This is a genomic window from Salinarimonas rosea DSM 21201 (genome assembly GCF_000429045.1).
Lineage (GTDB): Bacteria > Pseudomonadota > Alphaproteobacteria > Rhizobiales > Beijerinckiaceae > Salinarimonas > Salinarimonas rosea.
Window position 1 is genome coordinate 64,705 of the sequence record NZ_AUBC01000004.1, and the last position, 16,787, is coordinate 81,491.

General features: G+C 71.1%; 16 protein-coding genes. 7 read left to right on the top strand and 9 right to left on the bottom strand.

From position 1 onward, the window contains the following. Positions 1-121: 121 nt before the first annotated feature. From ntrX to G407_RS0102635, 5 genes are all read right to left on the bottom strand, one after another. Positions 122-1,492 carry a nitrogen assimilation response regulator NtrX gene (gene ntrX, locus G407_RS0102615; RefSeq protein ID WP_029029556.1) on the bottom strand — a complete coding sequence of 457 codons (1,371 nt, stop codon included), beginning with the start codon at positions 1,490-1,492 and terminating at the stop codon, positions 122-124. Next, on the bottom strand, positions 1,489-3,738 hold the full coding sequence (locus G407_RS25330; protein WP_084327231.1) for a sensor histidine kinase: 2,250 nt from the start codon (positions 3,736-3,738) through the stop codon (positions 1,489-1,491). The genes ntrX and G407_RS25330 overlap by 4 nt, the downstream gene beginning before the upstream one ends. 134 nt (positions 3,739-3,872) lie before the next feature. Continuing rightward, the gene (locus G407_RS0102625) at positions 3,873-4,586 is read right to left on the bottom strand and encodes an RlmE family RNA methyltransferase (RefSeq protein WP_029029557.1); all 714 of its coding nucleotides are present in this window, start codon (positions 4,584-4,586) and stop codon (positions 3,873-3,875) included. Between the two features lie 45 nt (positions 4,587-4,631). Further along, the gene (locus G407_RS25335) at positions 4,632-5,669 is read right to left on the bottom strand and encodes a Ppx/GppA phosphatase family protein (protein WP_052340914.1); all 1,038 of its coding nucleotides are present in this window, start codon (positions 5,667-5,669) and stop codon (positions 4,632-4,634) included. Positions 5,670-5,914: 245 nt separating this feature from the next. Further along, positions 5,915-6,397, bottom strand: coding sequence for a response regulator (locus tag G407_RS0102635; RefSeq protein WP_029029558.1), 483 nt, complete (start codon positions 6,395-6,397; stop codon positions 5,915-5,917). 126 nt (positions 6,398-6,523) lie between these two features. On the opposite strand from G407_RS0102635, the gene G407_RS0102640 reads away from it, so the two are divergent. Then, positions 6,524-6,853, top strand: a complete 330-nt coding sequence (locus tag G407_RS0102640; protein ID WP_029029559.1) for a c-type cytochrome — start codon at positions 6,524-6,526, stop codon at positions 6,851-6,853. A gap of 55 nt (positions 6,854-6,908) precedes the next feature. On the opposite strand, the gene G407_RS31510 is transcribed toward G407_RS0102640, so the two are convergent. Continuing rightward, complete coding sequence (locus G407_RS31510; protein WP_156917450.1) at positions 6,909-7,112, bottom strand: hypothetical protein; 204 nt, start codon at positions 7,110-7,112, stop codon at positions 6,909-6,911. A 195-nt stretch (positions 7,113-7,307) separates the two neighbouring features. Between G407_RS31510 and G407_RS0102650 the strand changes: the two genes are divergently transcribed. Continuing rightward, a complete protein-coding gene (locus G407_RS0102650) occupies positions 7,308-8,288 on the top strand; it encodes a lipid kinase (protein ID WP_052340872.1) in 981 nt (326 codons plus the stop codon). Positions 8,289-8,309: 21 nt separating this feature from the next. Here the strand turns inward: G407_RS0102650 and G407_RS0102655 are convergent, their stop codons facing one another. Together G407_RS0102655 and G407_RS25340 are read right to left on the bottom strand one after the other, a co-directional pair. Next, the gene (locus G407_RS0102655; RefSeq protein ID WP_029029562.1) at positions 8,310-9,530 is read right to left on the bottom strand and encodes an LL-diaminopimelate aminotransferase; all 1,221 of its coding nucleotides are present in this window, start codon (positions 9,528-9,530) and stop codon (positions 8,310-8,312) included. Positions 9,531-9,618: 88 nt separating this feature from the next. After that, positions 9,619-10,020 (bottom strand): hypothetical protein, encoded by a 402-nt coding sequence (locus G407_RS25340; RefSeq protein WP_052340873.1) that lies wholly within the window; start codon positions 10,018-10,020, stop codon positions 9,619-9,621. A gap of 217 nt (positions 10,021-10,237) precedes the next feature. On the opposite strand from G407_RS25340, the gene G407_RS0102665 reads away from it, so the two are divergent. The 4 genes from G407_RS0102665 to G407_RS25345 all read left to right on the top strand — a co-directional run bounded on the left by G407_RS0102665 (position 10,238) and on the right by G407_RS25345 (position 14,463). Beyond that, complete coding sequence (locus tag G407_RS0102665; RefSeq protein ID WP_052340874.1) at positions 10,238-11,986, top strand: PHA/PHB synthase family protein; 1,749 nt, start codon at positions 10,238-10,240, stop codon at positions 11,984-11,986. Positions 11,987-12,070: 84 nt separating this feature from the next. Further along, on the top strand, positions 12,071-12,550 hold the full coding sequence (locus tag G407_RS0102670) for a MarR family winged helix-turn-helix transcriptional regulator (RefSeq protein WP_052340875.1): 480 nt from the start codon (positions 12,071-12,073) through the stop codon (positions 12,548-12,550). A gap of 65 nt (positions 12,551-12,615) precedes the next feature. After that, positions 12,616-13,779: a WD40/YVTN/BNR-like repeat-containing protein gene (locus G407_RS0102675; protein ID WP_029029565.1), complete on the top strand. Its 1,164-nt coding sequence runs from the start codon at positions 12,616-12,618 to the stop codon at positions 13,777-13,779. Positions 13,780-13,899: 120 nt separating this feature from the next. Beyond that, the gene (locus tag G407_RS25345) at positions 13,900-14,463 is read left to right on the top strand and encodes a DUF2269 family protein (protein WP_052340876.1); all 564 of its coding nucleotides are present in this window, start codon (positions 13,900-13,902) and stop codon (positions 14,461-14,463) included. Between the two features lie 37 nt (positions 14,464-14,500). On the opposite strand, the gene G407_RS0102685 is transcribed toward G407_RS25345, so the two are convergent. Then, positions 14,501-15,322 (bottom strand): manganese catalase family protein, encoded by an 822-nt coding sequence (locus tag G407_RS0102685; RefSeq protein ID WP_029029566.1) that lies wholly within the window; start codon positions 15,320-15,322, stop codon positions 14,501-14,503. Between the two features lie 150 nt (positions 15,323-15,472). Between G407_RS0102685 and G407_RS0102690 the strand changes: the two genes are divergently transcribed. Further along, positions 15,473-16,783: a class I SAM-dependent methyltransferase gene (locus G407_RS0102690; protein ID WP_029029567.1), complete on the top strand. Its 1,311-nt coding sequence runs from the start codon at positions 15,473-15,475 to the stop codon at positions 16,781-16,783. Positions 16,784-16,787: the final 4 nt, after the last annotated feature.

Consider the following 16,787-nt stretch of genomic DNA (forward strand, 5'->3'; position numbering starts at 1 on the left):
CGCCTGTCGGCGGCCCTGAACCGGCACCGCCCATTACAGATGGGAGGTCGGCACAAGGCAAGCCCCCCGAAGGTTCCGGAACGCATTTTAGCACGGATAACCCGCACGAAGGCCCTCCGCCTCAGGCATGAACGCCGAGCGACTTCAGCTTCCGGTGGAGCGCCGAGCGCTCCATCCCGATGAACTCCGCCGTGCGGGAGATGTTGCCGGAGAACCGCGCGATCTGCGCCATGAGGTACTCGCGCTCGAAGATCTCCCGCGCCTCGCGCAGCGGCAGGCTCATCAGCTTCTCGCCTCCCGCCCCGCTCGGCGTCGCCGGCACGAGCGCGCCGACCTCCGCGGGGAGCATGTCGGCGGAGATCTCGGTCTCGGCGTCGCCGGCGGCGAGAATCATCAGCCGCTCGACGTTGTTGCGCAGCTGGCGGACGTTGCCCGGCCAGTCGTGCGACTGGAGCACGGCGAGCGCGTCGTGCCCGATCCGCCGCGGCGCGAGGCCGGTGGCACGGGAGATCTGCTCCATGAAGAAGGCGATCAGCTCCGGCACGTCCTCCCGCCGCTCGGCGAGCGAGGGCACCCGGATCGGCACGACCGACAGCCTGTGGAACAGGTCCTCGCGCAGGCGACCCGAGGCGATCTCGGCGGCGAGGTCGCGGCTCGAGGAGGAGACGATGCGCACGTCGACGTGCACGCGCGTCGAGCCGCCCACGCGCTGGAAGTTCTGCTCGACGAGCACACGCAGGATCCGCGCCTGGGTCTCCCTGGGAAAGTCGGCGATCTCGTCGATGTAGAGCGTGCCGCCGTGCGCCTCCTCCAGCGCACCGACGCGGCGATCGCGCGCCTCCCCCGATTCGATGCCGAAGAGCTCGGCCTCCATCGTCTCCGGCGTGATCGTCGCCGCGTTGATGACGACGAAGGGGCCGTTGGCGCGGGCCGAGAGTCCGTGGAGCGTGCGCGCCACGAGCTCCTTGCCCGAGCCCGGCGCGCCGGTCACGAGGACGCGCGCGTTGGTCGGCGCGACCCGCTCCACCGTCTGGCGCAGCTGGTTCATGACGGGCGACCGGCCGCAGATCCGGCTCGCCTGGGCGGAGCGCGCCTTGAGCTCGCGCACCTCGCGCTTGAGCCGGGAGGCCTCGAGGGCGCGCTCGGCGACGAGCACCAGCCGATCGGCCTTGAACGGCTTCTCGATGAAGTCGTAGGCGCCGAGCTTGATCGCCGAGACGGCGGTCTCGATGTTGCCGTGGCCCGAGATCATCACGATCGGCAGCTCGGGATGGCTGGCCTTGGCCTGCTCGAGCACCTGCAGCCCGTCGAGCCGCGAGCCCTGGAGCCAGATGTCGAGAAAGACGAGGTGCGGGCGCCGGCTCTCGATGGCCGCGAGCGCGTCGTCGGACGAGCCCGCCGTACGGCAGCGGTGGCCCTCGTCCTCCAGGATGCCCGCGACGAGCTCGCGGATGTCGGTCTCGTCGTCGACGATGAGGATGTCGGCGCTCATGGCGATGTCGCCCCCGAAATCTGCGCCGCCTCGGCGCTGGTCGTGTCTGTGCCCGCGCCGGGCGCGGGATCGGCCGGGAACCAGAGGCGCACCCAAGCGCCCCGGCCCTCCGGGTTGTCGCGGAGCTCGACGCCGCCGCCGTGCTCCTCGAAGATCTTGGCGACGATGGGCAGGCCGAGGCCGGTGCCCTTCTCGCGGGTGGTCATGTAGGGCTCGAGCAACCGGTGCCGGTTCTCCACCGGGAAGCCGCGGCCGTTGTCGATGACGTCGATCGCGACGATGCCGTCCGGCTGCTGCACGCGCACGACGATGCGCCCCTCCCCCGTCGGCACGTCCGGCGACTCGGCGAGCGCCTCGGCCGCGTTCTTGAGGATGTTGCCCACGGCCTGCGACACGAGCCGGCGGTCGAAGCGCGCCGGGATCGGGCCCTCGGGCAGCTCGTCGACGAAGGCGATGTCCGGGTGGGCGATGCGCAGCATGAACACCGCCTGGCGCACCGTGTCGCAGAGATCCTCGTCGCCCACGAGGGTGGGCTTGGGCATCCGCGCGAAGGAGGAGAACTCGTCGACCATGCGCTTGATGTCGTCCACCTGGCGCACGATCGTGTCGGTGCACTGGTCGAACACCGCGCGGTCCTCGGTGATCACCTTGCCGTACTTGCGGCGGATGCGCTCCGCCGAGAGCTGGATCGGGGTGAGCGGGTTCTTGATCTCGTGGGCGATGCGCCGCGCCACGTCCGCCCACGCCGATGTGCGCTGGGCGGCGACCAGGTCGGTGATGTCGTCGAGGGTGACGACGAAGCCCTTCTCGTCGCCGCGCGCCTGCTCGGAGGTGACGCGCACGTCGACCGTGCGCTCTCGCCCGCCGCGCTGGATCGCGATCTGCTCCTGGGTGAGCCGGGCGCGCGAGGCGCGGGCGGTCTCGACCAGCGCGGCGAGCTCGGGGAGCGCCTGTGGCGCCGGGCGCCCCACGACGTCGGCCTCGCCGACGCCGAACAGGCGCTCGGCCGAGGGGTTCATGATCGTCACGACCCCGTGCGCGTCGAGCCCGATCACGCCCGCCGAGACGCCCGAGAGCACGGCCTCGGTGAAGCGCCGGCGCTGGTCGATGACGTGGCTCGCGGCGGTGAGCCCGTCGTGCTGGCGGCGCAGCTCCGAGGTCATCGCGTTGAAGGTCTGCCCGAGGAAGGCGAGGTCGCCCTCCGCCCGGCGCACGGGGACCTGGACGTAGAAATTCCCCTCGGCCACCTGCTGCGTCGCCCGGATCAGCCGCCTGATCGGCGAGACGAGGTTGTCGGCCGAGCCGAGCCCGAACCAGATCGCCGACAGCAGGATGATCAGCGTGATCACCGCCAGCATCGAGGCGAAGGCGACCTGGATGCCCGACGAGAGCTGCTCCAGGAGCCTGTAATAGCTCATTCCCGCTTCCGCCTCGTTGGGGAAGTCGAGCGCGCGGCGGTCGACGAAGCGGGTGACGAAGAGGATGCGCCCGTCGTGCTCCTCGAGCCTCAGGATCGAGCGCAGCACCGAGTCCTCGCGCGGCACGAGGCACAGCGCCTCCTCGACCTCGGCATCGGCGAGATCCGCCGGGCCGGGCACCTCGAGGCCGGGGATCGGGACGTTGACGATCTCCTCGACGATCGTGCCGTCGGCCTCGACCATCATCGCCACGGGAAAGCCGAGGAAGACGGCCCGCGAGCGCATGAACTCGCGGAAAAGGTCGGGATCGGCGTCGTAGAGAACCTTGGCGCGGTCGAGATCGGCCGCCATCAGCGTCGTCTCGCGCGCCAGCGTGCGGCATTGCAGCTCGCGGTACTCGTGGGCGATCTCGACGGTGTTCTGGAGCAGCGTGTCGATCCAGCCCGAGAACCAGGGCTCGAGCCCGCGCGCCAGCGCGATCGAGGCGACGACGGCGACCACCACGACCGGCACCGTCGCGATCCCGCTGAACAGGACGACGAAGCGCAGGTGCAGCCGCGCGCCCGCCGCCCCCGCGCGCCGGGCCCGCAGCAGGCGCCGGCCCTGCACGGCCATCATCACGGCGAGCGCGAGGATGAAGCCGATGTTGATGAACAGCGCGTTGAGGGTGACGGCCTCGGTCGGCTGGATCGGGGTGAGCCCCGACAGGATCAGGAAGCTGGCCAGCGCCGAGACGAGGGCCGAGACCACGAGGACGAGCCCGATCCAGCCCGGTCCGGTCGCGGCGATCTCCTCGTCCGGGTTGATCGTGCGTCGCTTGTCCTTCACGTCGCCCTCGGGCTTGCGCCGCCGATTCGCCGACGCGCGCTGATGCGTTCACACAACAGTGTGGCGAAACTAATACAGTAGCGATCGGGAAGGAACAGCGCCGCGAAGGTGCGCAGGCGCGGTGCGGCGCCCGCTCAGCTCTCTTCGGCGCTGCCGGGGCGCCCGCGAAAGCCCGTCGCCAGAACGAACAGCTCCGCCGAATCGGCCCGGCTCGCCGCCGGCTTGACGTGCTGCACCCGGGCGAAATCCCGCTTGAGGTCCGCGAGCAGCGTGTGCTCCGTGCCGCCGCGCAGGACCTTGCAGAGGAACGTCCCGCCCGGCGCGAGCACCTCGCGGGCGAACTCCGCCCCCGCCTCCGCGAGGCCCATGATGCGCAGGTGATCGGTCTTCTTGTGGCCGGTGGCGTTGGCCGCCATGTCGGACATGACGACGTCCGCCTCGCCGCCGATGAGCGCCTTCAGGCGCGCCGGCGCCTCCTCCTCCAGGAAGTCCATCGTGAGGAAGGTGGCGCCGGGCATCGGCTCCACGGGCAGGAGGTCGATGCCGACGATGGTCGCGCGATCCGAGCGCTCGAGCCCGATCTTGCGCGCGGCCATCTGCGACCAGCCGCCCGGCGCCGCCCCGAGGTCGACGATGCGCTGGCCGGGCTTCAGGAACTTGTGCTTCTCGTCGATCTCGAGCAGCTTGAAGGCCGCGCGCGAGCGCAGGCCCTCCGCCTTGGCGCGCACCACGTAGGGGTCGTTGAGCTGGCGCTCGAGCCAGCGCTGCGACGAGGTCGTGCGCCCGCGCGCGCTCTTCACGCGGACCTTCATCGCGCGCGGGGCGCCGGTCTTCTTCTTGTCGCTCAAGGCTCTCGGGCTCGTCGGTGTGGGGGAGGACGAAGCGGCCTGCGCTCAGCGCCGCCGACGGCGCCAGACCCCGTCCTCGCGCATCAGGTTCATGAGGATGCCCTCGCGCAGGCCGCGGTCGGCGATGCGCAGGCGCGGCGAGGGGAAGGCGCGGCGGATCGCCTCCAGGATCGCGCAGCCGGCGAGCACGAGGTCCGCCCGGTCGCGGCCGATGCACGGGTGCGTAGCGCGCTCGTCGTAGTTCGAGACGATCAGCTCGTCGATCACGCGGTCGAGGTCCCGGTCCGCCATCCACAGCCCGTCGACGCGCCGGCGGTCGTAGCGCGGCAGGTCGAGGAAGATCCCGCCGAGGGTCGTCACCGTTCCGGACGTGCCGAGGAGGTGGAAGCCGGGCGCGTTGCTGGCCGCGCTCGCCGCGATCTGGAAGGGCTCGAGCAGGGTCTGCACCTCGCCGACCATCCGCTCGAAGCTCTCGTGCGTCACGTGCACGCCGCCGTGCCGCTCGGCGACGGTGACGACGCCCACGGGCAGCGAATCCCAGGCGCGGATGCGCTTGCAGGGGTCCGACATCGGGCTCGTCGCCCGCCCGTCGAGCCAGGCGATCTCCGTCGAGCCGCCGCCGATGTCGAAGATCACCACGGAATGAGCGTTGGGGTCGGCGAGCGCGGCGCATCCGGTGACGGCGAGGTAGGCCTCGGTGCGGCGGTCGACGATCTCGAGATCGAGGCCGACCTCCTCCTGCACCTGCTCGACGAAGCTCTCGCCGTTGCGCGCCGAGCGGCAGGCCTCGGTGGCGATGAGGCGCGCGCGGCGCACACCCTTCGTCATCATCTTGTCGCGGCACACCCGCAGCGCCTCGAGCGTGCGGTCGATGGCGTGGGAGCTCAGCTGCTCGCTCGCGGCGAGCCCCTCCCCGAGCCGGACGATGCGCGAGAACGCGTCGACGACGCGAAAGCCGTGGCGTGAGGGCTCGGCGATCAGGAGGCGGCAATTGTTCGTGCCGAGGTCGAGCGCGGCGTAGGCGCTGCCGTCCACCGGTCTCGTGCGGCGCGGACCGGCGTAGGCGCCCGCCGCACAGGGCAGGGCCGGCGTCGGCGGGGTCGCCGCTGCCAGAGGTGTCAGAGCCGGGCCCGACCCGGAATCCACGACCTTCGGCTGATCTCCAACATTGACGAGCAAGTCCATCATCCGTTTGCGGCGTCGCCTCCGGGGAGGTTCGCCTGGCTACTTGCTCTCAATGTAAGCGCCGCGCCCCCATCATGCCAAGGGCGTAATTGGACGGGCGCGGATGGACCGCCTCGCGGTCCGCTCCGCGCGCCTCCGCGGGGTCACGCCGCCGCCTTCGGGGCGATCTGCGCCGGCGCCGTGCGCGCCACGGGGCGCAGCAGGCTCTTGACCTGGAGATAGGGCCGCGGCCGGTTGATCACCTCGTCGAGGCGCGACCACAGAACCTTGGGCGAGAACGGCTTGGCGATGATCTCGTTGACGCCGAGCCCCACCGCGCGATCCACGATGTAGCGGCGCGGCTTCGACATCATGACGATGATCGGAACGGTCGGCGCCGGCGACGTCGTCGGCGTGCGTGTGAGCCGGATGAACTCCTCGCCCGAGAGGATGGCGAGGTCCCAGTCGAGGATGACGAGGTCGGGCTTCGATTCGGACAGGACGCCGAGCGCCTCCGCGCCGTCGGGCGCCTCCAGCACACGCTTGATGCCCACGCGGGTCAGCATGTCGCGCAGGATTCGCCGCACGTAGAGGCTCTCGTCGACGACGAGAGCGGCGAGGTCGGGGAAGTTCGGTGTGGCGATCATGCTCGAGGACGCATCCGTGTTCGCGCGGAGTTTGGTCCGACAACCTTTTCGGCTTCGCTAACGTTGACGGATCGCGGCTCCCTGCCGCGCCCGCGCCCGGCGAAAGATGGTGATGAAGAGATGGTGATGCGTTCGCGCTTTCGGGCTCTCGCCCTTCCGGCCCTCGCGTCGGCGCTCGTCGCGCTCGCGGCGAGCGGCCCCGCGTCCGCCCAGGACGCCGCCGACGGCCGCGCCATCGCCGAGCGATGGTGCGCGTCCTGCCACCTCGTCTCGCCGGACCAGGAAACCGCCATGGACGGTGTGGCGAGCTTCCGGGAGGTCGCCGCGCGCGGTCCGCTCGCCGTGAGCGCGCTCGAGGCCTTCCTCGCCGATCCCCATCCGCTGATGCCGGACATGGCGCTCACGCGCGAGGAGATCGCCGACCTCGTCGCCTATATCGACAGCCTCGCGAACTGAGGAGCGGGGATCGAGCGGCGTCCTCCTCGTCGGACAGACCGGTCGGCCCTCCCGATCAGCCCTCGACGGGTTGATGGGCCGGATCGCGCAGGCGTCGGGGAGACGCGTCCCGCTCGACCCGCCGCCGACGGCGCGCCTCCGCGGCGGCCGCACGCATCGCGTCCGCGTGGCGCGGCCCGCCCTTCGCGGGTCCGAGCACGTCCCGCAGGACGTGGAGGTCCTCGCGGGCGGCATGCGATTCGTGGTCCAGGATCGGCACGGGCTCGGCCTCCTCGGCGAGATCACGAAGTGTTAACGGCGCGTTAACGTCGCACGAAGTCGGCGGTTCCGCGATTCGTAGTAGAACGACCCTGCGCGGGGTCGGCGGCCCTCTCCGACGGCCACGGCCCGCGACCGGAACCTTCGCCCGGTTCGTCGGTTCCCGCTCCCGTTCGGTTCACGGGAGACGACGGGGATGGCGAGCGAGCCGGTGGTGGCCCTCGGTGCCGAGGCGCAGGGCCAGGACGAGGCGACGAAGCCGCCTCCCCCGCCCGCCCGCGGCGTCGCCAAGCGCGCGCTCCTCCTCGTCAACGCCAACAGCCGCCGCGCTCCGGAGCTGATGGAGACCGCCGTCGCCCGCCTCCGGGCCTACGAGGACCTCGAGGTCGTGCTCGAGGACTGCCGCGACCCGGACGATCTCGCCGACATCATCCGCGCCCACCGCGACGACGTCGACATGGTCGTCGTCGGCGGCGGCGACGGCACCTTGAACGCCGCCGCGCGCGGCCTGATCGATACCGGCCTCCCGCTCGGCATCCTGCCGCTCGGCACCGCCAACGATCTCGCCCGCACGCTCGGCATTCCCGAGGACCTCGAGGCCGCGGCCGACGTGATCCTGGCCGGGCACGTACGCCGGATCGACTGTGGCGAGGTGAACGGCCGGCCCTTCTTCAACGTCGCCTCCATCGGCCTCTCGGCCGAGCTCGCGCGCGGGCTCACCCGCGACCTCAAGCGCCGCTTCGGGAAGCTGGGATACGCCGTTGCCGCCGTTCAGGTCCTCGCCCGGGCACGGCCGTTTCGCGCCACCATCGAGAGCGCCGGCGAGCGCGCCCGTGTGTCGACGTTCCAGATCGCCGTGGGCAACGGCCGCCACTACGGCGGCGGCATGACGGTGGACGAGGACGCGCAGATCGACGACGCGACGCTCCACCTCTACAGCCTCGAGATGCGCCGGCCGTGGGAGCTGCTGCGGCTCGCGGGCTCCTTCCGCTCCGGCCGGCACGTCGCCTTCGAGGACGTGCGATCGCGTGCGGCCGCGTCCTTCGACGTGACGACGCGCAAGCCCCGCCCGGTCAATGCCGACGGCGAGCTGATCACGAGGACGCCCGCCCGCTTCCGCGTGCTCGCGAAGGCGGTGACGGTGATGGTCCCGCGCGACGCGCCCGATCCGGCGTGACGAGCGCTCGGCCGGCGGCGCTCAGGCCGAGCCGGCCCGCACCAGCGGCACGACGTTGTGGCCCGTGCGGTCCTGCTCGAAGAAGCGACGGATGTTGCGTGCGGCCTGGCGGATGCGCTGCTCGTTCTCCACGAGCGCGATGCGCACGTAGTCGTCCCCGTGCTCGCCGAAGCCGATGCCCGGCGCCACCGCGACCTCCGCCTTCTCGACGAGCAGCTTCGAGAACTCGAGCGAGCCGAGATGGCGGTAGCGCTCGGGGATCGGCACCCAGGCGAACATGGAGGCGGCCGGCGGCGGGATCTCCCAGCCGGCCTTGGCGAAGCTCTCCACGAGCGCGTCGCGCCGGCGCTGGTAGATCGCCCGCGTCTCGGCGATGCAGTCCTCCGGCCCGTTGAGCGCCGCGGTCGCGGCCACCTGGACCGGCGTGAAGGCGCCGTAGTCGAGATAGGACTTCACGCGGGCCAGCGCCGCGAGCAGCCGCTCGTTGCCCACGGCGAAGCCGATGCGCCAGCCCGCCATCGAGAACGTCTTCGACATCGAGGTGAACTCGACGGCGACGTCGACCGCGCCCGGCACCTGCAGGATCGAGGGCGGCGGCACGCCGTCGAAGTAGATCTCCGCGTAGGCGAGATCGGAGAGCACGATCAGCTCGTGCTTCTTGGCGAAGGCGATCACGTCCTTGTAGAAGTCGAGATCCGCCGTGAAGCCCGTCGGGTTCGACGGGTAGCACACGACGAGCGCCAGCGGCTTGGGGATCGAGTGGACCACCGCGCGCTCGAGCGCGTGGAAGAACGCCGGCGTGGCGTCCGCGGGCACGGAGCGGATCGCCCCGCCCGCCATCAGGAAGCCGAAGGCGTGCAGCGGGTAGCTGGGGTTGGGCACCAGCACCACGTCGCCCGGCGCCGTGATGGCCTGCGCCATGTTGGCGAAGCCCTCCTTCGAGCCGAGCGTCACGACCACCTGGCTGTCGGGATTCAGCTTCACGCCGAAGCGCCGATCGTAGTAGCCAGCCTGGGCGCGGCGCAGGCCGGCGATGCCCTTGGAGGCCGAGTAGCGGTCCGTGCGCGGGCGCCCGGCGGTCTCCGCGAGCTTCGCCACGATGTGCGCGGGCGCCGGCAGGTCCGGGTTGCCCATGCCGAGGTCGATGATGTCGGCGCCCTCGGCGCGGGCGGCGGCCTTGATCCGGTTCACATGCTCGAAGACGTAGGTCGGCAGGCGCTTGATGCGGTGAAATTCGGTCATGGCGAGGTCCAGGATTGCCGAGGAGGCGTGGTCGGTCTCTCTAGCACGGCGTGGTTAACGAGGCATCAGCCGAATGTCGCAGGCGCGGTCAGCGCGAGACCGGCGGCGGGGCGGGATCCTCCGACAGCGGCGGCAGCGGCGGGACGACGACCGGGGCCGGGTCCGGCCCGATGGCGAGGCCGCGGGCCTGCTCCCCGCGCTGGGCGACGGCCTCCAGGTCGGCCTCGAGCGCGGCGCGCGCCTGCGCGACCTCCTCGGGCGTCTTCGGGTCCGTCGCGCGCCGTGGCGTCGGGCGCACCGGGACGTAGCCCGACGGCGCACCGGCGCGGGTCTCCTCGACGAAGGTCGGCGCCTGCTGCGGCGCGGCGCCAGCGCCCACGGCGACGAAGACGTCGCGCACGGGGTTGAGATCCCCTGCACAGCCGCCGAGCGCCAGCGCCGCCGCCACCGCGGCGGCGAGCGTCATCGAATTGCGCGTTTCGCGTGCCATGAACTCTCCGCTGACGAGGCCGCCGGGGAACGCCGACGCATCGGGCGTCTTCCGGTCTAGCGACGACCATACCGCGTTCGGTAGAGTGTCGAAAGGACGGCGTGGGCAGGGAGGCCCGCGCGTGCCGTCGGGAAGGGGAGCGTCCGTGAGCGACAACAGAAGGTCCGAGGGACCCCGCGCAACGCCCAACGATCATCCGCAGCCCGATCTCGAGGCGATGTCGCACAACATGGCGCGCCTCGTCGAGGAGTACGGCAAGGCCACAGCCGCCTACCTCAAGCCGATCGAGGAGCGCCGGGCCAAGACCGGGATGGCCGACGAGATGTCGGACATGGTCAAGACGCTCGTCCATGTGACGGAGCGCTGGCTGATCGACCCGCAGAAGGCGATCGAGGCGCAGGCGCGGCTCGGCGCCTCGTTCTTCGACATCTGGTCCTCCTCCCTGCGCCGGATGCAGGGCGAGGACGTCGCCCCCGCCGCCGTGCCGGACCCGAAGGACGCGCGCTTCAAGGACGCGGAGTGGTCCGACAACGCCTATTTCGACTTCCTCAAGCAGGCCTACCTCGCGACCTCCCGCTGGGCGGAGAGCATGGTCGAGGACGCGGAGGGCATCGACGACGCGACGCGCCACAAGGCGCGCTTCTACGTGCGCCAGATGTCGAGCGCGCTCTCGCCCTCGAACTTCCTGACGACGAACCCCGAGCTGATCCGCGAGACGCTGCGCGAGTCGGGCGCGAACCTCGTGCGCGGCATGCAGATGCTCGCCGAGGACATCGAGGCCGGCGGGGGCGAGCTGAAGATCCGCCAGTCCGACCCGGGCCGCTTCCAGGTCGGCGTCAACCTCGCCACGACGCCGGGCAAGGTGGTCTTCCGCAACGAGCTGATCGAGCTCCTGCAATACGCGCCGACGACGGAGACGGTGCTGAAGCGGCCGCTGCTCATCGTGCCGCCGTGGATCAACAAGTTCTACATCCTCGATCTCAACGAGCAGAAGAGCTTCGTCCGCTGGGCGGTCTCGCAGGGGCTGACCGTGTTCTGCATCTCCTGGGTCAACCCGGATGCGCGCCTCGCGGAGAAGAGCTTCGAGCACTACATGCGCGAGGGCGTCTTCGCGGCGCTCGACGCGATCGAGCAGGCGACGGGCGAGAAGAAGGTCACGGCGATCGGCTATTGCGTCGGCGGGACGCTCCTGTCGACCGCGCTCGGGTACATGGCCGCGACGAAGGACGACCGCATCGCCTCGGCGACGCTGTTCACGACGCAGGTGGACTTCACCCACGCCGGCGACCTCAAGGTCTTCGCCGACGAGGTGGGGATCAAGGCGATCGAGGAGACGATGAAGGCGCGCGGCTACCTCGAGGGCTCGCGCATGGCGTCGGCCTTCAACATGCTGCGGCCCAACGACCTGATCTGGCCCTACATCGTCAACGTCTACCTCAAGGGCCAGGCGCCCTTCCCCTTCGACCTGCTCTACTGGAACTCGGACTCGACGCGCATGCCCGCGGCGAACCATTCGTTCTACCTGCGCAACTGCTACCTCGAGAACAACCTCAGCCGCGGCAAGGTGACGATCGGCGGCAAGAAGATCGACCTGAAGAAGGTGAAGATCCCCATCTTCAACCTCGCCACCCGGGAGGACCACATCGCGCCGGCGAAATCGGTCTTCCTCGGCTGCTCGGCCTTCGGCGGCCCGGTCGATTACGTGCTCGCGGGCTCGGGCCACATCGCCGGCGTGGTCAATCCGCCCGCGAAGCCGAAGTACCAGTACTGGACCGGCGGCAAGCCGCAGGGCGAGCTGGAGGACTGGATCGCGCACGCCGAGGAGCACCCCGGCACCTGGTGGCCCTACTGGTTCTCCTGGATCGAGGCCCAGGCCCCCGAGCGCGTACCGGCCCGCGAGCCCGGCGCCGGGAAGCTCCCCGCGCTCGGGGACGCGCCGGGGACCTACGTGCTCCAGAAGTCCTGACCGAGGCCCGTCGGCCCGGCGCAGAGCGGGACGTGTAAGCGGCGCGCCTTGCATTCGGCTCGACGGGTTGATATCAACTCATTTATGCCGAAGCAGAGCCCCGATCGCCTGGAGCCGGGCACCGTTCAACACGTGGCGACGACGTGCCTGTGCCTGCACGCGCAGCGCGCGGCGCGAGCGCTGGCGCGGCTCTTCGACAACGCGCTGCGGCCGCTCGGGCTGACGAACGGGCAGTTCTCGCTCCTGATGGCGCTCAACCGCCCCGACCCGCCGACGATCGGCGCGCTCGCGCCGTTCCTCGCGATGGACCGCACGTCGCTGACGGCTGCGCTCAAGCCGCTCGAACGCCGTGGGCTGGTGCGGGTCGAGGCCGGAGCGCGGGATCGGCGCAGCCGCGTCGTGGTGATCACGCCCGAGGGCGTCGCCCTGCTGCGCGATGCGCTGCCGATCTGGCGCGAGACCCATGCGCGGCTCGACGCCACGCTCGGGGAAGGCATGTCGGACCGGCTGCGGGACGGCTTGCGCGAGGTTCCGCAGGCGGCCGCGACGGGGGGCGATGGATGAGGCGCGGGCACCGCGCCGGCTCGCGACCCGGTGCGCCGCAGTCTGCAAAACGGGGAGGACGCGCGATGGCGCGAGGTGAGATCCGGGTTCTCGTCGGTACCACGAAGGGCGTCTTCGTCGTGTCGGGACGCGACGAACGCACCGACTGGCGCGTGGAGGGGCCGTTCTGCAACGGCTGGCCCATCAACCACGTCGTCGGCGATCCCGAGACCGGCTGGCTCTGGGCCGGCGGCGGCGGCGCCTTCCACGGCGCGGGCGTGTGGCGCTCGCGCGACGGTGGCGGCAGCTGGGAGGTCGTGCGGCTCACCGCCGGGCAGATGGACGCCTGGGCGGCGGGCGACGCGGACTTCGCCGCGATGATCGGCTGGACCGGTGGGCCCCTGCCCTTCGGCGACGCCTTCGCGCAGGTCTGGAGCCTGAGCTTCGCCCACGGGGTGCTGTGGGCGGGCACGAAGCCGGCGGGCCTCCTCGTCAGCCGCGACCGCGGCGAGACCTGGGCGCGGGTCGAGAGCCTGAACGACCATCCGTCCGCAGAGAGCTGGAACCCCGGCGCCGCCGGCCTCGTGCTCCACACGATCGTGCCGCATCCGACCGATGCCGCGAAGCTGTGGATCGGCATCTCGGCGGCGGGCGTCTTCGCCACCGAGGACGGCGGGGCGACGTGGGAACGGCGCAACCGGGTCTCCAACGCCGAGGCCTGCCACGGACACACCCATCCGGCGGCGCCGCGCGACGGTGAGATCGGGCACTGCGTCCACAACATGATGCGCGCGCCCGGCGAGGCCGACGTGCTCTACCAGCAGAACCACCACGGCGTCTGGCGCTCCGCCGACGGCGGGCGGAGCTGGGACGACGTGACGGCGGGCCTGCCCTCGACCTTCGGCTTTCCCCTCCGCGTGCACCCGCGCGACCCACGCACGCTCTGGACGTTTCCCCTGAACGGCGACAGCGCCGGGCGCTTCCCGCCGGATGCGGCGGCGGCGGTCTGGCGCTCGCGGGACGGCGGCGAGACATGGGCGGACCTGCGCGCGGGCCTTCCGCAGACGTCCTGCTACTTCACCGTCCTGCGCCAGGCGATGGCCGGCGACGCGCGCGAACCCGCCGGCATCTATTTCGGCACGAATTCCGGCTCGGTGTTCGCCAGCCGCGACGAGGGCGACAGCTGGGAGGAGATCGCGCGCCACCTGCCGACGATCCTCTCGGTGGAGACGGTCGAGGTCGCCGGCTGAGGCTCGGGGAGGCGCTCGCAGGGGCCGCCTCCCTTCCCGCCGAGGTCCGGCCGCCCTATCGTTCCCGAGCGAACGTCACCGGAGCGAAGGTCACCGGAGCGAAGGTCACCGGAAGGTCGCATGCGCAAGCTCGTCAAGATCCTCCACAGCGTGGCCGCCGGCGGGCTCCTCGGCGGCCTGGCCTGCTACGCGGCTCTGCTCGCCCTGGCACCGCAGGAGACGTCGCAGGCCTACGCGGACCTGCGCGTGTCGATCACGGTGATCAGCGATTGGGTGCTGCTTCCCTCGCTGGCGGTCGCGCTGGTCTCCGGGCTCCTCTCGATGATCGTCCACCGGCCCTTTCTCGACACGGGCTGGGTCTGGATCAAGGCAGGGCTCGGCATCCTGATGTTCAAGGGCACGCTGACGATCGTCAGCGCCAAGGCGGACTACGCCGCGACAATGGCCGCGCGCATGGCCGCGGGAGACGCGCCGCCCGACGCGCTCGCCGACATGGTCCGGCTCGAATGGGGCACGCTCGCCGTTGTCGGCGCGATCGCCGTGGCCAACGTGGTGCTCGGCATCTGGCGCCCCCGCCTCGTGCGCATCCCCGACGCGGGGCGGCGCGAACGTGGGGTCGAGCCCGCCGGCGTCGCGCCGATGCCGGCGCCCGCGCGGGATGCCACGCTGCGCCGCGTAGAGTAGCGGCGCGCCGGCACCCGGCGCGCCGCCGTTCAACGCCTCACATCTGCTCCTTCTGCGCGCCGCTGTCGGGCCGGGCCTTCCCGAGCGAGGGCTCCTGGCCCATCGGCTCGGCCGGGCGCATGCCGAACTGGCCGCGGCCGTCGAGCGAGGGGCCGGACGTCCAGCGGCCCTGCGGGGCCTCCTTGTCGAGCGAGGTGTTGAGGAAGACGTAGGAATGCTCCGTCGCCTCGTGGCTCGTCGGCGTCGAGTTCGGGATGGGGAGCGTGCCCGCGAAGCCGCCGAGCTCCTCGATCACCGCGAGCCACTGCTGCTGGTGCATCGTGTCGCGGGCGATCAGGAAGGAGAGCATGTCCTTCATGCCGGGATCGTCGGTGAGCTCGTAGAGCCGCGAGGCCAGAACGCGCCCGCCGGCCTCGGCGGTGGCGTTGGCCAGCATGTCGGCGGCCAGGTTGCCCGTGGCGTAGACGTGGCTCATGTCGAAGGGCACGCCGTTCGAGTTGACCGGCATCGCCGAGAGGCCCGACGAGAGCAGGTGGCGCGGGTTCATGCCGCCGAGGATCGCGGCGACGACGGGGTCCTTCGCCGCCTCGTCCTTCATGTGCGCCGGCGCCTTCTCCAGGTTGAGCGCGACCGCGTGGCCGAGGAACTCGATGTGGGAGAGCTCCTCGGTCGCCGTGGCGATGAGCAGGTCGCGGTACTTCGGGTTACCGCGCGCGCCCATGGCCTGGAAGAAGTACTGCATCGCCACGCGAATCTCGCCCTCGATGCCGCCGATCGCCTGCTGGAGCATCTTGGCGAAGATCGGGTTCGGCTTCTCGCAGCGGACCTCGTACTGGAGCTTGCTGTTGTGGAAGAACATGTCGAAAACCTCTCCGGCGTTGTAGCTGCCGGCCCGAACCACCGAGAGCGATCCGTGTTCCACACGCGCCGGATCCGATGATCCGACGAGACGCTCTTTCCGCCTGGGCGCCGATGCACTAGCGTGCGCCGCCACGTTCGCGGAGTACTCATGGGACAGGATCGAGCCGCCGGGACCCGGCGCGAGGCGCTGGCGGACCTGCTCGCGGAGGCGCACCGGGTGCTGGCGCCCGGCTTCGGCTTCCGGCTGTGGGACGGCAGCCGCGTGCCCGCCGATTGGCCGGAGGACGCGCTCGCGGTGACGCTCGCCGACGAGGGCGTCGTCGCCGCGCTGGTGCGCCGCCCGCGCCTCGACACGCTGATCAAGCTGCACGTCGACGGGCGCATCGACCTCGACAACGGCACCTTCTTCGATCTGGCGGCGGCGCGACCGCAGGGCAAGATCGGGCGGCTCGCGCGGGGGATCTCGAAGGGCAAGGCGCTGCGCGTGGCGGGCCTGTTCTGGCGCGTCGACCGTGGGCCGCCGAGCGTGCTCGACGCCGTGCGGGGCGACGAGATCGACCGCGACGGGCGGCCGGAGACGAACCGCGCCAACGTCGCCTACCACTACGACGTCTCGAACGAGTTCTACCGCCTCTTCCTCGACGCGGAGATGGTCTATACCTGCGGCTACTTCGTCGAGGACCACGACGACATCGACCGCGCGCAGCGCGACAAGCTCGACATGATCTGCCGCAAGCTGCGCCTCCGTCCCGGCGACCGCTTCCTCGACATCGGCTGCGGCTGGGGCGCGCTCGTCTGCCACGCGGCGCGGCACTACGGGGTCGAGGCGCACGGCGTGACGCTCGCCGCCGAGCAGCTCGCGCTGGCGAAGGAGAAGGCCGAGCGCCTCGGCATCGCCGACCGGGTGACCTTCCACTTCAAGGACTACGTCCAGATGGAGGGCACCTTCGACAAGATCGCCTCCATCGGCATGTTCGAGCAGGTCGGCATCGCCAACCATCCGACCTACTTCGCCACCGTGAACCGCCTGCTGCGCCCGCAGGGGCTCTACCTGCACCACACGATCGCGCGGCGCGCCAAGAAGAGCGACAAGCGTTTCGCCCGGATGACGTCCGAGTACCGGGCGCTCGTGCGCTACATCTTTCCCGGCGGCGAGCTCGACCATCTGGGCATGTCGATCGCCAATCTCGAGCGCGCCGGGTTCGAGATCCACGACGTCGAGGGCTGGCGCGAGCACTACCAGAAGACGACCTATCTCTGGTGGAAGCGGTTGCTCGAGCGTCGCGCCGAGGCGGAAGCGCTGGTCGGGCCGCAGAAGGTGCGGATGTGGCTGCTCTACCTCGCCGGCTGCTCGATGGCCTTCGCCCGCGGCGGGGCCTACATCAACCAGACGCTCGCGTCGAAACGCATCCGCGGCCCCTCCGGCCTGCCGCCGACGCGGGCGGATCTCTACCGCTGAGCCC

Excerpts from the sequence above, each read along its gene's own strand:
- G407_RS25345 (WP_052340876.1), top strand. The coding sequence starts at position 13,900 with ATGCGCAAGCTCGTCAAGATCCTCCACAGCGTGGCCGCCGGCGGGCTC.
- G407_RS25340 (WP_052340873.1), bottom strand. The coding sequence starts at position 10,020 with ATGGCACGCGAAACGCGCAATTCGATGACGCTCGCCGCCGCGGTGGCG.
- G407_RS0102635 (WP_029029558.1), bottom strand. The coding sequence starts at position 6,397 with ATGATCGCCACACCGAACTTCCCCGACCTCGCCGCTCTCGTCGTCGAC.
- G407_RS0102690 (WP_029029567.1), top strand. The coding sequence starts at position 15,473 with ATGGGACAGGATCGAGCCGCCGGGACCCGGCGCGAGGCGCTGGCGGAC.
- G407_RS0102665 (WP_052340874.1), top strand. The coding sequence starts at position 10,238 with ATGTCGCACAACATGGCGCGCCTCGTCGAGGAGTACGGCAAGGCCACA.
- G407_RS0102685 (WP_029029566.1), bottom strand. The coding sequence starts at position 15,322 with ATGTTCTTCCACAACAGCAAGCTCCAGTACGAGGTCCGCTGCGAGAAG.
- G407_RS0102640 (WP_029029559.1), top strand. The coding sequence starts at position 6,524 with ATGCGTTCGCGCTTTCGGGCTCTCGCCCTTCCGGCCCTCGCGTCGGCG.
- G407_RS0102655 (WP_029029562.1), bottom strand. The coding sequence starts at position 9,530 with ATGACCGAATTTCACCGCATCAAGCGCCTGCCGACCTACGTCTTCGAG.
- G407_RS0102675 (WP_029029565.1), top strand. The coding sequence starts at position 12,616 with ATGGCGCGAGGTGAGATCCGGGTTCTCGTCGGTACCACGAAGGGCGTC.
- ntrX (WP_029029556.1), bottom strand. The coding sequence starts at position 1,492 with ATGAGCGCCGACATCCTCATCGTCGACGACGAGACCGACATCCGCGAG.
- G407_RS0102670 (WP_052340875.1), top strand. The coding sequence starts at position 12,071 with ATGCCGAAGCAGAGCCCCGATCGCCTGGAGCCGGGCACCGTTCAACAC.
- G407_RS0102650 (WP_052340872.1), top strand. The coding sequence starts at position 7,308 with ATGGCGAGCGAGCCGGTGGTGGCCCTCGGTGCCGAGGCGCAGGGCCAG.